This window comes from Bradyrhizobium sp. (assembly GCF_035273305.1).
GTDB lineage: Bacteria > Pseudomonadota > Alphaproteobacteria > Rhizobiales > Xanthobacteraceae > Bradyrhizobium.
In genome coordinates this window covers 1-13,325 of record NZ_DATEPI010000289.1, presented here as the reverse complement: position 1 = coordinate 13,325, position 13,325 = coordinate 1, and the positions used below count along the sequence as shown (strand labels likewise).

Here is a 13,325-nt window from a genome sequence, read left to right as displayed (position 1 = left end):
TGGAAAATGTACGTCGACAATCCGCGTCATGGTCTCATGGTCGGGAAATTTGATGTAGTGAAAGAAGCAGCGGCGTAGAAACGCGTCGGGCAATTCCTTTTCGTTGTTGGAGGTGATCATCACGATCGGGCGCAGCTTCGCTTTGATGTTTTCACCGGTCTCGTAAACAAAGAATTCCATGCGGTCGAGTTCGAGCAACAGATCGTTCGGGAATTCGATGTCGGCCTTGTCGATCTCGTCGATCAACAGCACCGGACGCTTTTCGTGGGTGAAGGCGTCCCACAATTTGCCGCGCTTGATGTAGTTCGAGATATCGGACACCCTGGCATCACCGAGCTGGCTGTCGCGCAAGCGGGAGACCGCGTCGTATTCGTATAGGCCTTGCTGGGCCTTGGTGGTGGACTTGATGTGCCAGGTCAGGAGCGGCGCGCCGAGCGCCTTCGCGACTTCTTCCGCCAGCACGGTTTTGCCGGTGCCGGGTTCGCCCTTGATCAGCAGTGGACGCTCAAGCACGATCGAGGCATTGACGGCGACCTTGAGGTCATCGGTGGCGACGTAGTCCTTGGTGCCGGTAAATTTCATCGATCCTTTGCCTTGCTGATTATTCTTGAGCGCAGGTTCGCGCATGCGAACAGAAAAACGACCGCCGGTCCGGCGGTCGCGATCGGGTTACCCTTATAAAGGCCTGTGAGGTCAATTCTAGTTGAAAAACGCGGCAGGTCTAGGCCTGTGTGCCCTTGACGCGCACCCTTCGGCGGGCAATCTGTGATGGATGTTTCTGCAATTCTTCACATCGCTACGCGACGCGCAGGTCCCGGTAACGCTGCGTGAGTATTTGACGCTGATGGAGGCGCTCGACGCGGATTTGGCCGAGCAGACCGTGGAGAACTTCTATTATCTCTCCCGCGCAGCGTTGGTAAAGGATGAGCGCAATCTCGACAAGTTCGATCGCGTGTTCGGCACCGTGTTCAAGGGGCTGGAGAGTCTTCTGGATGCGATGGAGAAGACGGACATTCCGGCCGAATGGCTGAAGAAGCTGGCCGAAAAATATCTCACCGAGGAAGAGAAGAAACAGATCGAGGCGATGGGCTGGGACAAGCTCATGGAGACGCTTCGACAGCGTCTCAAGGAGCAGCAGGGCCGGCACCAGGGTGGCAACAAATGGATCGGCACGGCCGGCACTTCGCGGTTCGGCGCTCATGGCTACAACCCTGAAGGCGTGCGGATCGGCCAGGAGAAGAACCGTAACTTCCGCGCCGTGAAGGTGTGGGACCGGCGCGAGTTCAAGGATCTCGACGGCAACGTCGAACTCGGGATTCGCAACATCAAGATTGCGTTACGTCGCCTGCGCAAATTCGCCCGCACCGGCGCGCCTGACGAACTTGATTTGGATACCACCATCAAGGAAACGGCGAACCACGGCTATCTCGACGTGCATATGCGGCCCGAGCGGCGCAATGCGGTGAAGGTGCTGGTGTTCTTCGATATCGGCGGTTCGATGGATTCGCACATCGAGCAGGTGGAAGAACTGTTCTCGGCGGCAAAGACCGAATTCAAGCACATGGAATATTTCTACTTCCACAACTGCCTGTACGAGGGCGTCTGGAAGCAGAACCGCCGGCGTTTTACCGACCGAACCCCGACCTGGGACGTGCTGCATAAATATCCGCACGACTACAAGGTGGTGTTTGTCGGGGACGCCTCGATGTCGCCCTACGAGATCATGGTCCCCGGCGGCTCGGTCGAGCACGTCAACGAGGAAGCCGGATCGGTCTGGCTCGAGCGCATCACGCGAACTTATCCGCACGCCGTCTGGCTCAATCCAGTCGCGCAACGGCATTGGGATTATTCTGAATCCACCACCATCATTCGTCGACTGTTTTCGGAACGCATGTTCCCGATCACCATCGAAGGCCTTGAAGCCGCGATGAAGGAATTAGTGCGCTAGATCACGCGGAGGTTAGTTCAATGTCCCAGACCATTCACCGCGGCATCAAGGCGCTGATCGACGAGGCCAATGCGGAGATCGAAACCGTAAGCGCCGCGGATGCCATCAACATCGCGAAAAACGGCGATGTCGTCATTGTCGACATTCGCGATCCGCGCGAGATCGAGCGAGATGGCCGAATTCCCGGCGCGTTTTCCTGCACGCGCGGCATGCTCGAATTCTGGATCGATCCGGCGAGCCCCTATGCCAAGCCGGTGTTTCAGCAGGACAAGAAATTCATCTTTCATTGCGCCGGCGGCATGCGTTCGGCGTTGGCCGCCAAGACGGCGCAGGATATGGGATTGAAGCCGGTCGCGCACATGGGTGGCGGCTTTGCCGCTTGGCGCGACGCCGGCGGGCCGGTCGAGAAGGTCGAGCCGAAGAAGAAGGCATAGATCGCAAGACCACGACCGTCACGCCGCGACATGGCGGCTGAGAGGATATTCATCCATGCCACCCAATGACGATCCGCTGGTCTCCACCGATTGGCTCGCTGCCCATCTTGATGATCCCAAGCTCAAGGTGATCGACGCATCCTACAAGATGCCGGGCGTGCTTCCGCTACCGTCCGAGGACTACCTCAAGGCTCACATCCCGGGCGCGGTGTTTTTCAACGTCAATACAATCGCTGATCCCGATGATCCGCGTCCGCACATGTATCCGGGCGCCGAGCAGTTCGCGCGGGACGTTTCGGCGCTGGGCATTTCTTCAGATGATACCGTGGTGGCGTATGATTCCGGCGGCTGGGTCGCGGCGCCGCGGGCGTGGTGGATGTTCCTGTCGTTCGGTCATCCCGACGTGAAGGTGCTGGATGGCGGATTGCGGAAATGGGTGAGCGAGGCACGTCCGACGGAATCCGGCCAGGTCAGCCCGAAGCCGGGGAAGTTTCAGGCCAAGCTCGATCCCAGCTTCGTCCGAAGCAAGCATCAATTGCTGAAGAACCTTGAAACCAATCGCGAGCAATTGGTGGACGCGCGACCGCGTCCGCGGTTTGAGGGCACGGTTGCCGAACCGTGGTCGGGCCGGCGCTCCGGCCACATCCCGGGTAGTCGCAACGTACCATACGCCGACCTGTTTGACCCCAACACCGGCACCATGAAATCGCTGGAGGAGCTGCGGCGAGCGTTCAACGGTGGTGGCGTCGATCTTGAGAAGCCGATCGTGACGACCTGCGGATCGGGCGTCTCAGCACTGGTGTTGACGCTGGCGCTATACAGATTGGGCGCGCGGGGCACCGCGCTTTACGACGGCTCCTGGGCCGAATGGGGCCTGCCTGACGGACCGCCGGTCGCGACCGGGCCGGCTTAGACCTGTTCTTCCGACTTCGTCCGCCATTCTTCTGGCGCGTGTTCTTCACGCGAACCGGCGTCCACTTCGCTGGAAAACGTTCTGACGTTAGTGGTTGGTCGCGACCCCGGGTGGCTGGTTGAGCTGCTGGGGAAACGGAGGAAACAGCGGCGGAAACAGCGCTGCCTGCTGGGCTTGCAGGGCGCGCTTGCGCCGAAGGGCTGCTTGCAAGGCCAAACGCTTCTTGGCAGCCTGTTCGGCGCGGGCGATGGCAGCGGCAGGACGCGGCCGCGGCTGGACGATCAACGGTCGGCCGTCGAGCGCCGCAAGCTTTGTCGATATCGCGTCTACCTCGAGCGGCACGGCGGGGTCCGCCCGCGAATCGGCGCTGTTAGTGTGTTCGGCCGCATTAGTTTCCGTAGACGTGGCTTCGGTGGCGGTCGCGTTCGCGAGACTCTCATTTGCCTGCGGCATCAACGGCGCAATCGAGGCCTGCTTTGTTGGCGCAACCGTGCCATCGCTCGGCGAAGGTAAACTCGTGCTTCCGCTCGCCTCGGCGCTGGAAGTTTCATTTTTTACTGGAGCGGACAAGCTTGCTGCCGGTTCTGCCGGGACTGCAGGTTTCGCGGCCGTCGCGGATTCCGGCGCTGACGTCTGCTCCGGCTTCAACACGGCGACCCTCTCGGGCTCGCTCGCCGGGGTGATCGAGGCCTGCGTGACCGAGGCCTGCTCGGGCGCTTTTGGTGAGACCGCTGTCTGCTCCGCGGGCGTTGCGACATTCGTGGCTTGCTCGACCGTCGGCGCCATGGCGGGAGTATTCAATGCGGAAACAGTGTCCGGCGCCTTTAGCTCGACGGGCGCTGGATCAGCATGCAGCATCGCCAGAACCGGGGGAGCGGGTTCAGCCTGCTGCTGCGCGAAGGTGGCTTCGGGAGCGGAGTGCCAAGAGGGATTGCTTGCAAATTGCTCGTGTGCCGCACGCAGCAGCGCCGCCGCGCCGAGCCCGAATACAAGCATCGAGGTCGACAAGATGATAGCGGCAAGCAGAAAGCGGAAGCCGGGCAGCATGGAACGGCGAGCTCCGCCTTCGCTGAAGTACGAAGGCAGTTGAACACTGGGAACGCGGTGACCACTGAATTGCCGCGTTCGCAACGCATCGGACGGCACCAGCGCGAAGCGAATCAGGCGGTTTCAAGAATACCGCAACGATCACCGAACGTTCGTGACAAATCGGCGGAAAAATGCCGGCCTCGCCAAGGAAGCAAGCGTTTCGTGCGGAGGTGAGGCTTGCTTGCAACGGTGATGTCGGGCTGTCACGAATGCGAGAATCTGGCGTGACTTAGCCGAATTTGTCTTGAATGCGCCGCTATCTTCCGCCATCAGCCGTTAACCTTCCGGTGTCGGCTTGGGGCTATACAAGAACAATGATGAGCAAACGCATTCTGACGATTTGTGCTGCCTTGGCCAGCGGCGCGGCAGCAAGTTCGCTCGCGATGGCTCAAAGCTATCCGGTTCCCCCCGCACCAGTCTATTCGACGGCGCCGCAGGCGTATCCGCCTGGCGCCTATCCAGGCGATTATCGCCGAGGACCGGCCGCTCCGGATTTCGACTCGCTGGAGGATGATGAGACGCCGGACGCGCAGGCTTCGACAGCCCTCCCGCCGCCCGGGCCAATCCTCTCGCCTAATGATCCGCGATATGGTCGCCCGGACCCGCGCCCGGTCTATTCCGAGCGTGGCGCGCCGATGGGGCCAGTTCTTTCTCCCGACGATCCCCGCTACGGCCGTCCCGACACCAGCCGTCCGGTATATAGTGATCGCGGTGCGCCGACCGGGCCGATCCTTTCGCCGGATGACCCGCGTTACGGACGTCCCGACGGTCCGCCGCCGGTGATCTATTCGGATCGCGGCGCTCCCGGCGTAGTCGCTAACACTCCTACCGACGATCGGGCGTTGCGACCTCCTGAGGCGATAGGGGCTCCGGCCCAGGGCGTGGGTACCAATGGTGCGACGGGCTCGGTGCAGCCGCCCCTGGGCGCGGACGGCAAGCCGGTCGTTCTTTCCTCGCTCCCGCCTGAGGAACAGCCAGAGGTCGGTCCCGCGCAGCTCGCGCCGAACTTGCGCCGACAGGAAGTGGCATTCGCCACCAAGGAGCCTGCGGGAACGCTGATCGTCGATACGCCGCACACATATCTTTATTACGTCTTGGGCAATGGCCGGGCGATCCGCTACGGCGTTCGCGTCGGCCGGGACGGCTTCACCTGGACGGGTGTGCAGAAAATCTCGCGCAAGGCCGAGTGGCCGGATTGGCATCCGCCAACCGAAATGATCGAGCGTCAGCCTTATCTGCCGCGCTTCATGGCCGGCGGTCCCGGCAATCCGCTCGGCGCCCGCGCGATGTACTTGGGATCCACCGTCTATCGCATTCACGGGACCAATCAGCCGTCAACGATCGGCAAGTTCGTCTCATCGGGCTGCATCGGCATGCTCAATGAGGACGTCTCCGACCTGTTCGATCGCGTCAAGGTCGGCACAAGGGTGGTGGTGCTTCCTGGTGGCCCGCCGCCGGCTTCGACGACGACTGCTTCGGCTTCGGCGGCGACGATGCCGGCAACCGCTGGCGTAGCATCCGCGCAGGTCTCCGGGGTCACTCCCGGCATGCAGCCGACGGTGGTCCCGCCGCTACCCCCACCTGTCACCGTTCGCTAGTTAATTCCGACATCATGCTGAAAGGCGCGCCTGCGCCTTTTTTGTTGCGGTTGAAGGCCACGATGCGAAGCCGGATCGCGGCTATAGCCCGATCGGTTCTGATCGAATCAGAAGTCTAGCTTTTCTTCTCAGGCGTTTTCTTCAGGCGGACCGGCATCCACTTCGCTCGAAAACGCTCTAACTAAGCCAATCTGCGCACCGGCTGGCCCTTGAACCAGCCCTCAATGCCTTCGACCATTTGGCTGTAATGCGCGCGGAACGTTTCTTGTGTCACGTAACCGAGATGCGGCGTCAGCACGATATTGTCGAGCTTGCGGAATGGATGATCCACCGGCAGCGGTTCGACCGAGAACACGTCGACGGCGGCCCCGGCGATTTTCTTCTGCTGCAAGGTTTGCAACAGCGCGGCCTCGTCCACGATCGGGCCGCGAGCGGTGTTGACGAGATACGAAGTCGGCTTCATGCGCGCCAGATCGTCTCGCCCGACCAGCCCGCGCGAACGCTCGCTCAACACCACATGGATGGTGATGATGTCGGCTGTTGAGAATAATTGTTCCTTGGTGGCATACGCGACGCCGACTTCATTGCAGCGTTCGGGAGTTAAGTTCGGGCTCCATGCAATGACGTTCATCCCGAATGCTTTTGCCAGTCCGGAAACTTTGGCGCCAAGTTTGCCAAGGCCGATCACTCCCAGCGTCTTGCCCTCGATCTCAATGCCGACGAATTTTTGCAGCGGCTCGCCGGCATGCATGCGCGCGTTCTCGCGGCCGATGTTGCGCGTGAGTTCCAGGATCAATCCCATCGCCAGCGGAGCCGTTGGGTCGCGACCCCACTGGGTGCCGCAAAGCACCACCTGATGGTCCTTGGCTGCATCCATATCGATCGCCGCGTTGCGCATGCCCGAGGTGATCAGCAGTTTCAGGTTCGGCAATGCCGCGAACATGGCGCGCGGAAATGGCGTGCGCTCGCGCATCGCGCAGATGATCTCAAAATCCTTCAGCGCGGCCGCCGCGGCTTCGCCGGCAGCAAACGGCTGGTTGAATACTTTGACCTCGACACGATCGCTGACTTTGGACCAGTCCGCCGCGTCCAAGGCCAAATTCATGTAGTCATCGAGAATTGCACAGCGCAGCCGCGTCATGGGAGAGTCCGTTGATCTGAAAACGACGGGGCGGAAATGCGCCGTCGCAAGGAGGAGCATGGTTGCTCGCAACGCCTGTGCACGCAAGCGCCCGCGGCCCAAAAAGCGCCCGCGGCCCGGAAAGCGCCCGTATTGACAGCCGGAAGAAAGAAGGCTCAGCCGGAATGCGTCTGGGTGAGTGCGCTCTGCTTGGCGCGGCATGCAGGGCCCGGACCCCTCATGTAGTGCAATTCCGGTCGGTATGGGTCGAATGCCCTGAGGAAGAACTGGCGGAAAAAGCTCTTTAAATGATGCAGCCTGTCAATGCGCTCACGGCCTTGCGCCGCGGAGGAAAGAGCTTCTGACGTGATGGTTGCCATGACGCGGGCTGCTGTCTTCGCCTGCGGCTCGTGCCGCCGTTTCTGCGCTTTTTGGCGCTGACGGCCACTTTTGGGCTGATTTATTAAAAGAAGGTTTCAATTGTTCTAGTCGTCGCACGCATGGTGTCGCCTCCGTAATCATCCTTGGTGAACGGATGGAAAACACCGGTGCGCGGTTGCCCTTTGGGGTCCACGCCGCTACATCAGCGGCGGCAAATTCCACAAATCTAAGCCTTCAAGGGATCGGTATGGCCCGTCAGTTCGTCTATTTCATGCAGGGTCTGTCCAAGACCTATCCTCCCAACCGCAAGGTCCTCGATAACGTTCATCTGTCATTTTATCCCGACGCGAAGATCGGCGTGCTCGGCGTGAATGGTTCCGGCAAATCGACGCTGCTGCGGATCATGGCCGGCATCGACAAGGAATATAGCGGCGAGGCGTGGGTCGCCGAGGGCGCGCGGGTTGGCTATCTCGAACAGGAGCCGCACCTGGATGCCGCCAAGAGCGTGCGCGAGAACGTCATGATGGGCGTGGCCAAGCAGAAGGCGATCCTCGATCGTTATAACGAGCTGGCGGTGAATTATTCGGACGAAACTGCAGACGAGATGACCAAGCTGCAGGACGAGATCGAGGCAGCGGGGCTGTGGGATCTCGACAGCAAGGTCGATCAGGCAATGGACGCGCTGCGCTGCCCGCCCGACGATGCTGACGTGACCAAGCTATCGGGCGGCGAACGCCGGCGCGTGGCGTTGTGCCGGCTACTGCTCGACCAGCCCGACCTTTTGCTGCTTGACGAGCCCACCAACCATCTCGACGCGGAATCCGTGTCATGGCTGGAAGGCCATCTGCGCAATTATCCCGGGGCGATCCTGATCGTCACGCACGATCGCTACTTCCTCGACAACGTCACAGGATGGATTCTCGAACTCGACCGTGGCCGGGGCATTCCCTACGAAGGCAATTACACTGCTTGGCTATCGCAGAAACAGAAACGGCTCGCGCAGGAAGGCCGCGAGGAGGCCGCGCACCAGCGCACGCTGGAACGTGAGAAGGAATGGATCGCGGCCTCGCCGAAGGCACGCCAGGCGAAATCCAAGGCTCGCTACCAGCGCTATGAAGAACTGCTGAAGCAGGCCAGCGAGAAGCAGACCCAGACCGCGCAGATCACGATCCCGGTGGCCGAGCGTCTCGGGCAGAACGTGATCGACTTCGAAGGTCTTACCAAGGGTTTCGGCGACCGGCTGCTGATCGATGATCTCACATTCAAGCTGCCGCCGGGCGGCATCGTCGGCGTGATCGGCCCCAACGGCGCCGGCAAGACGACGCTATTCCGGATGATCACCGGGCAGGACAAGCCGGACAAAGGCACCATCGTCGTCGGCGAGAGCGTGCACCTCGGTTATGTTGATCAGTCGCGCGACAGTCTCGAGGGCAACAAGACCGTCTGGGAGGAGATTTCCGGGGGCAACGAGCTTATTCTGTTGGGCAAGCGCGAGGTCAATTCGCGCGGCTATTGCTCGTCGTTCAATTTCAAGGGCGCCGACCAGCAGAAAAAGGTAGGCGCGCTATCGGGCGGCGAACGCAACCGCGTTCATCTGGCCAAGATGCTGAAATCCGGCGCCAACGTGCTCTTGCTCGACGAGCCCACCAACGATCTCGACGTCGATACGCTGCGCGCGCTTGAAGAGGCGCTGGAGGATTTCGCCGGCTGCGCCGTGATCATCAGCCATGACCGCTGGTTTCTCGACCGCATCGCAACCCATATGCTGGCGTTCGAGGGCGACAGCCATGTCGAATGGTTCGAGGGCAATTTCCAGGATTATGAAAAGGACAAGATGCGCCGGCTCGGACAGGATTCCGTCATCCCACATCGCGTGAAATACAAGAAGCTGACGCGGTGACTGTTATCCGACCATCTCCGATCGCCACACTCTTGATCAGCGATTGATAAGGCACATCGCGCTTGTTGGTAGCGATCTTGATCTGCTCCAGCAACCCGACGGGAAGACGAATTGAGATTGCGGTGGTTGGAGGGGCCATGCAACGTTTTGTACTGAGTTGTATGAAGAAGGTTGTGCTCATGGCCATGACGGCAGGATTTCTGGTGGTGCTGCTCTCTCGCGCCGACGCCGCCGATGCTGGCTTCACTCAATTCATCGCTTCAGTTTGGCCGGAGGCGCAAGCCGCAGGCGTCTCGCGCGCGACGTTCGATGCGCAGACCAGCACGCTCGAGCCGGATTACAAGTTACCTGATCTGATGCTGCCCGGACGACCCGCGACCGGCGCGCCGTCACAGGCCGAATTCGTGCAGGTGCCGGCGGACTATCTCAAGGAGGCCAGCATCGCGCGGCTCGCCGCCGAAGGCCGGCGGCTGCTCGAGAAATATCGGCCCGCGCTGACCAAAATCGAGTCGCGGTTCGGCGTGCCCGCGACCATCGTACTCGCGATCTGGGGCCGCGAAACGGATTACGGCCGCTACACCCTGCCTTATGATGGGCTCCGGGTGCTGGCGACCCAGGCCTATGTCGGACGACGCAAGGATCAGTATCGCAACGAATTCGTTCTGGCGCTGAAGATGATCGGCGACGGCGAGGTGGCGCGCAACGACATGCGTGCGTCCTGGGCCGGCGCTACCGGGCTTACGCAATTCCTCCCGTCGGAATTCTACAAGCACGCAGTCGATTTCGATGGCGACGGACGCAAGGACATCTGGCATTCGGTGCCGGATGCGCTTGCCTCGGCTGCGCAGCAGCTTGCCAACAAGGGTTGGCAGCCCGGACTGCGCTGGGCGTACGAAGTGCGCACGCCCGCCAACGTCGATTGTAGGATCGGCGTGCCGGAAGTGACGAAGCCGATCAGCGAATGGCTGCGCGAAGGCTTTTTGCCGGTTCGTGGACAGCAACTCAGTAAAGCAGAGCAGGCGCAGGCGGCTTCGCTGCTGCAGCCCGAAGGCATTTACGGTCCGGCCTTTCTCACGACCGCGAATTACTTCGTCATCAAGGAATATAATTTTTCGGATCTGTACGTGCTGTTCGTCGGCCATCTCAGCGATCGCATGCTGAACCCGCAATCGTTTGCGATGCCGTGGTCAGCGTCGACGCAATTGCGCACCGCGGACGTCGAAGCCATGCAGCGCGGTTTGACGCGGCTCGGCCTCTACAAGGACAAGCTCGATGGAAAAGCCGGCATGCAGACTCGCGCGGCACTCGGCGCCTATCAGAAATCGGCGGGCCTGAAAGTGGATTGCTGGCCGAGCGAAGCAGTTCTGCGCTCAATCAACGCGGCGCGCTGAAGCTCGCGGAAAACTCTCGGTGAAAATGAAAAACCCGGCCGAGGATCGGCCGGGTCAAAACGTTCGTTGCAGCTTGTCTCGCCTGACTCAGTTGCAGACCTCGACGCGGCGGAAGCGCCATCCGTAACCATCCCAGAAGCGCTCGCGAACCCAGCGGCAGGGCGGGGGAGCTTCTTCCACGTAGACGGGACCGCCATACGCCGGCCGGCTGGAAGCAATGGCTCCGCCGACGATTGCGCCGCCGATCAGCCCAGCCGCCACGCCGGCGGCGACGCCGCGCTGTGCGCTCGCGGGTGTCGCGGTGAGCGAACCGGCGATCGTTGCGACCGCGACGAAGGCAGCTAAGGTCTTGTTCATGTCTTGGGCTCTCCTGGAGTGGCGCCTTCAGTCGGCGCCGGGGTTAAGTTGGCAAGAATGCGGTTGGAAGCAGGCCGTTTCGCTAAAAAGCGTGGAACAGTGAATCCAAAGTAAACGGTGGTCGCTAGTCGCCTGAAAAAGAGTCTTTTTCAGGCCGTTGCTCACGGCGCTCCTCGAAAAATCTGTGCGTTCGAGGGACGGGAGACGCGATTTAATCAAGATGAACGGATCAGCCGCAAACCCGGACGCGCCGAACTCGCCAGGCGTAGCCATCCCAGAAACGCTGCCGCTGCCAGACGCAGCCGCCGTAATAGCCGTCGGCGACATAGGCCGGACCGCCATATCCGTAACCGTAGCCGGGTCCATAATAGTATCCCGGTCCATAGTACCCGCGACCCGCCAGCGCGCCGCCGATGATAGCGCCGCCGATCACTCCGGCGGCGAGCCCGGGGCCGAAACCGCGTTGGGCATGGGCAGGCGCCGTCGCTGACATCGCCACAGCGGCGGCCGCAGCGAGTGCCATCAAAGTCTTCCTCATGGCTTGACCTTTCTCATCCGAACAAATCGACGTCCAAAGTTCCACACTTCCCTTGAACGATCAATGAACGGAACCGCCATGTTTGAAGGGAAACTCTGCTGCAGGGGAGGATTTTGCACCGCAGCAAGGCGTCGAATCGAGGGTGTTTTCGGCGGCCGCAAGGCTTGCGAAAGCCGACCTCGTGCGCTCGCGAGGCGACCTGTGCGACGCATTTTGTAGGCTCGTTATTCGCTCGCAGTTCTCGCTGACACATCTTCGATCGCGATGAAAAGCGTCGTTCGGCGGCAGCGAAAGGGGCCGAAAATTTCGATGTGCGGTGCTGCCTTTCTGGAATGATTCCAGTGTGCGTGCACGCTCAATTTGGAATTGCTTGAAAAGAGCGTTTTTGGTTTTGCCTCCCGTCATTTTCTTCAATATCGATGGCGCCGCAGCAGCGAAAGGCGGCTCCGTTTTCATGATTGTTTGTTCCTGTAACGTCCTTAGCGATGACGATGTCCGCAACGCCGTCAGCGCCTCGGAAGACCTTCCCCGTCATCCAAAACAAATCTACGGCTGTCTCGGCTGCAGCGCCGAATGCGGCCGATGCGCGCGAACGATCAAAAGCATTATCGATGACGCGCTTGGCGCTTGCGCCAGGGCCTGCCATTCCGGATGTCCCCACAGGGCGACGGAGCCAGCAGAGTCGCCACGCGAACTCCCGCTCGTAGCGGTCGCCTGATTTTTTTGCGCTTCTCCATCCCTGTTTTTCGCGCGAAGTTCCCGGAAGGGTTGCTCCTGCAGGCAATGTGACCTAGCGTTCGCCGTTAATTCACGATGCTGAGAGTGCATTTATGCAGGGCGACGCCAGAGTCATTGAATATCTCAACAAGGGCCTCCGCAGCGAGTTGACTGCGATCAACCAGTATTGGCTGCATTACCGGTTGCTGAACAATTGGGGCTTGCTCGAGCTGGCCAAGCAGTGGCGCAAGGAGTCTATCGAGGAGATGAACCATGCCGATCGGTTCACCGATCGGATCCTGTTCCTCGATGGCTTTCCCAACATGCAGGTGCTCGATCCCTTGCGCATCGGCCAGAACGTCAAGGAGATCATCGAGTGCGATCTGGCTGCCGAGGTCGGCGCCCGCGCGCTGTATCAGGAAGCGGCGACCCACTGTCATGGCGTCAGGGATTACGTCTCACGCGACCTGTTCGAGAGCCTGATGAAAGACGAGGAGCATCACATCGATTTCCTCGAAACCCAGCTCGATCTCATCGGCCGCATCGGCCTCGAACTCTACACCCAAAAGCATGTCGGTGGCCTCGAGGGCGAGCACTAGGACAATCACCAGAGCAACGCCTGGTGCTTGCCCTAGTGAAGTGGCTCGCCGGCGCACTCTCGGGCGTGAAAACTTCCTACAATTGCGTCTTGTTGCGCGCTTCGACCACCGCCTGCGTCTCCGGCTCGCCCAGCTTCGTCTGCTCGTGGATGACCTGGCTGATGCTAGGGAATACCGAGCGTTCGACCTGCGCCTCCTTTGACCACAGGCGCGAGCGCATCAGCGCCTTGCCACAATGAAAATAGGCTTCCTTGACACCGATGCTCAGCACCGCGCGCGGCAGCTTGCCAAACTCTTCCATGCCCTTCAGCAGATCCGGTTCCGCCGATAGCGTGCCGGT

At 60.7% G+C, this 13,325-nt stretch carries 14 protein-coding genes and 2 pseudogenes; 8 read left to right on the top strand and 8 right to left on the bottom strand.

The genetic code is table 11. The features are described from left to right. A partial coding sequence (locus VJV58_RS19020) for a MoxR family ATPase (RefSeq protein ID WP_324138914.1) occupies positions 1-582 on the bottom strand: 582 nt, incomplete at its 3' end. Positions 583-772: 190 nt separating this feature from the next. Here VJV58_RS19020 and VJV58_RS19015 point away from each other — a divergent pair. The 3 genes from VJV58_RS19015 to sseA are packed head-to-tail and all read left to right on the top strand — an operon-like array spanning position 773 to position 3,295. Next, a complete protein-coding gene (locus VJV58_RS19015; protein ID WP_324138911.1) occupies positions 773-1,948 on the top strand; it encodes a VWA domain-containing protein in 1,176 nt (391 codons plus the stop codon). A gap of 20 nt (positions 1,949-1,968) precedes the next feature. Further along, positions 1,969-2,382 (top strand): rhodanese-like domain-containing protein, encoded by a 414-nt coding sequence (locus VJV58_RS19010; protein ID WP_324138910.1) that lies wholly within the window; start codon positions 1,969-1,971, stop codon positions 2,380-2,382. Positions 2,383-2,437: 55 nt separating this feature from the next. Next, positions 2,438-3,295: a 3-mercaptopyruvate sulfurtransferase gene (gene sseA, locus VJV58_RS19005; protein WP_324138909.1), complete on the top strand. Its 858-nt coding sequence runs from the start codon at positions 2,438-2,440 to the stop codon at positions 3,293-3,295. An 87-nt stretch (positions 3,296-3,382) separates the two neighbouring features. On the opposite strand, the gene VJV58_RS19000 is transcribed toward sseA, so the two are convergent. Then, on the bottom strand, positions 3,383-4,342 hold the full coding sequence (locus VJV58_RS19000; protein WP_324138908.1) for a hypothetical protein: 960 nt from the start codon (positions 4,340-4,342) through the stop codon (positions 3,383-3,385). Positions 4,343-4,698: 356 nt separating this feature from the next. Here VJV58_RS19000 and VJV58_RS18995 point away from each other — a divergent pair, with 356 nt between their 5' ends. Next, positions 4,699-5,982, top strand: coding sequence for a L,D-transpeptidase family protein (locus VJV58_RS18995; protein ID WP_324138907.1), 1,284 nt, complete (start codon positions 4,699-4,701; stop codon positions 5,980-5,982). Positions 5,983-6,163: 181 nt separating this feature from the next. Here the strand turns inward: VJV58_RS18995 and VJV58_RS18990 are convergent, their stop codons facing one another. Together VJV58_RS18990 and VJV58_RS18985 are read right to left on the bottom strand one after the other, a co-directional pair. Continuing rightward, a complete protein-coding gene (locus tag VJV58_RS18990) occupies positions 6,164-7,123 on the bottom strand; it encodes a D-2-hydroxyacid dehydrogenase family protein (RefSeq protein ID WP_324138906.1) in 960 nt (319 codons plus the stop codon). Positions 7,124-7,278: 155 nt separating this feature from the next. Further along, positions 7,279-7,482: a hypothetical protein gene (locus VJV58_RS18985; RefSeq protein ID WP_324138905.1), complete on the bottom strand. Its 204-nt coding sequence runs from the start codon at positions 7,480-7,482 to the stop codon at positions 7,279-7,281. A 248-nt stretch (positions 7,483-7,730) separates the two neighbouring features. Between VJV58_RS18985 and ettA the strand changes: the two genes are divergently transcribed. Continuing rightward, positions 7,731-9,383, top strand: coding sequence for an energy-dependent translational throttle protein EttA (gene ettA / locus VJV58_RS18980; protein WP_324138904.1), 1,653 nt, complete (start codon positions 7,731-7,733; stop codon positions 9,381-9,383). Positions 9,384-9,386: 3 nt separating this feature from the next. Here the strand turns inward: ettA and VJV58_RS18975 are convergent. Continuing rightward, positions 9,387-9,522, bottom strand: a pseudogene (locus VJV58_RS18975) (CopG family antitoxin); the annotation flags it as partial. A gap of 40 nt (positions 9,523-9,562) precedes the next feature. Between VJV58_RS18975 and VJV58_RS18970 the strand changes: the two are divergent. Beyond that, on the top strand, positions 9,563-10,774 hold the full coding sequence (locus tag VJV58_RS18970; RefSeq protein ID WP_324138913.1) for a lytic murein transglycosylase: 1,212 nt from the start codon (positions 9,563-9,565) through the stop codon (positions 10,772-10,774). Between the two features lie 87 nt (positions 10,775-10,861). Here the strand turns inward: VJV58_RS18970 and VJV58_RS18965 are convergent, their stop codons facing one another. Both VJV58_RS18965 and VJV58_RS18960 read right to left on the bottom strand, forming a co-directional pair. Then, positions 10,862-11,131 (bottom strand): hypothetical protein, encoded by a 270-nt coding sequence (locus tag VJV58_RS18965; protein WP_324138902.1) that lies wholly within the window; start codon positions 11,129-11,131, stop codon positions 10,862-10,864. Between the two features lie 229 nt (positions 11,132-11,360). Continuing rightward, positions 11,361-11,669 (bottom strand): hypothetical protein, encoded by a 309-nt coding sequence (locus tag VJV58_RS18960; protein ID WP_324138901.1) that lies wholly within the window; start codon positions 11,667-11,669, stop codon positions 11,361-11,363. 454 nt (positions 11,670-12,123) lie between these two features. On the opposite strand from VJV58_RS18960, the gene VJV58_RS18955 reads away from it, so the two are divergent. After that, positions 12,124-12,387: a (2Fe-2S)-binding protein gene (locus tag VJV58_RS18955; protein WP_324138912.1), complete on the top strand. Its 264-nt coding sequence runs from the start codon at positions 12,124-12,126 to the stop codon at positions 12,385-12,387. Positions 12,388-12,499: 112 nt separating this feature from the next. After that, the gene (bfr, locus tag VJV58_RS18950; RefSeq protein WP_324138900.1) at positions 12,500-12,985 is read left to right on the top strand and encodes a bacterioferritin; all 486 of its coding nucleotides are present in this window, start codon (positions 12,500-12,502) and stop codon (positions 12,983-12,985) included. Between the two features lie 76 nt (positions 12,986-13,061). On the opposite strand, the pseudogene VJV58_RS18945 reads toward bfr, so the two are convergent. Continuing rightward, positions 13,062-13,325: pseudogene (locus VJV58_RS18945) on the bottom strand (hypothetical protein); the annotation flags it as partial.

Coding starts and splice junctions, on each gene's coding strand:
- VJV58_RS19015 (WP_324138911.1), top strand. CDS start 773: ATGTTTCTGCAATTCTTCACATCGCTACGCGACGCGCAGGTCCCGGTA.
- VJV58_RS19010 (WP_324138910.1), top strand. CDS start 1,969: ATGTCCCAGACCATTCACCGCGGCATCAAGGCGCTGATCGACGAGGCC.
- sseA (WP_324138909.1), top strand. CDS start 2,438: ATGCCACCCAATGACGATCCGCTGGTCTCCACCGATTGGCTCGCTGCC.
- VJV58_RS19000 (WP_324138908.1), bottom strand. CDS start 4,342: ATGCTGCCCGGCTTCCGCTTTCTGCTTGCCGCTATCATCTTGTCGACC.
- VJV58_RS18995 (WP_324138907.1), top strand. CDS start 4,699: ATGATGAGCAAACGCATTCTGACGATTTGTGCTGCCTTGGCCAGCGGC.
- VJV58_RS18990 (WP_324138906.1), bottom strand. CDS start 7,123: ATGACGCGGCTGCGCTGTGCAATTCTCGATGACTACATGAATTTGGCC.
- VJV58_RS18985 (WP_324138905.1), bottom strand. CDS start 7,482: ATGGCAACCATCACGTCAGAAGCTCTTTCCTCCGCGGCGCAAGGCCGT.
- ettA (WP_324138904.1), top strand. CDS start 7,731: ATGGCCCGTCAGTTCGTCTATTTCATGCAGGGTCTGTCCAAGACCTAT.
- VJV58_RS18970 (WP_324138913.1), top strand. CDS start 9,563: ATGGCCATGACGGCAGGATTTCTGGTGGTGCTGCTCTCTCGCGCCGAC.
- VJV58_RS18965 (WP_324138902.1), bottom strand. CDS start 11,131: ATGAACAAGACCTTAGCTGCCTTCGTCGCGGTCGCAACGATCGCCGGT.
- VJV58_RS18960 (WP_324138901.1), bottom strand. CDS start 11,669: ATGAGGAAGACTTTGATGGCACTCGCTGCGGCCGCCGCTGTGGCGATG.
- VJV58_RS18955 (WP_324138912.1), top strand. CDS start 12,124: ATGATTGTTTGTTCCTGTAACGTCCTTAGCGATGACGATGTCCGCAAC.
- bfr (WP_324138900.1), top strand. CDS start 12,500: ATGCAGGGCGACGCCAGAGTCATTGAATATCTCAACAAGGGCCTCCGC.